Annotated in this window: 1 protein-coding gene; it reads right to left on the bottom strand. The window is 36.6% G+C overall.

The genetic code is table 11. The features are described 5' to 3' along the window. Positions 1-126: 126 nt before the first annotated feature. The coding region (locus tag FLQ44_RS21340; protein WP_147695973.1) for a YggT family protein at positions 127-328 on the bottom strand (202 nt) is incomplete at its 5' end.

Raw genomic sequence — 328 nt, 5'->3', positions numbered from 1 at the left:
CTCAGGTTAAATTAAATTCACGATTAAAAAAGACATCCATAACCTATAAAAAAACCGAGTTGGTTATACAACTCGGTTTTTTATAAAGGATCATCAATCTATTTGACGCTAAAAGGATATTGCCTATTAAAGACCAGTTAGTAGCGCAATTGCAGCATATTCCATGACTTTTTCAGCAATGATCAATGCCAAGATAGCCAAAATAGGAGAAAGATCAATCATCCCCATATTCGGCATAATTCGACGGAACGGCGCCAATAATGGCTCAGCCAACTCTTGAATCACTTCAATATAAGGAGATCTTGATTGAGTAAACATCACCACCCAA

This window comes from Vogesella mureinivorans, from assembly GCF_007644035.1.
Classification (GTDB): domain Bacteria; phylum Pseudomonadota; class Gammaproteobacteria; order Burkholderiales; family Chromobacteriaceae; genus Vogesella; species Vogesella mureinivorans.
This window is presented reverse-complemented; position numbering and strand designations above follow the sequence as displayed.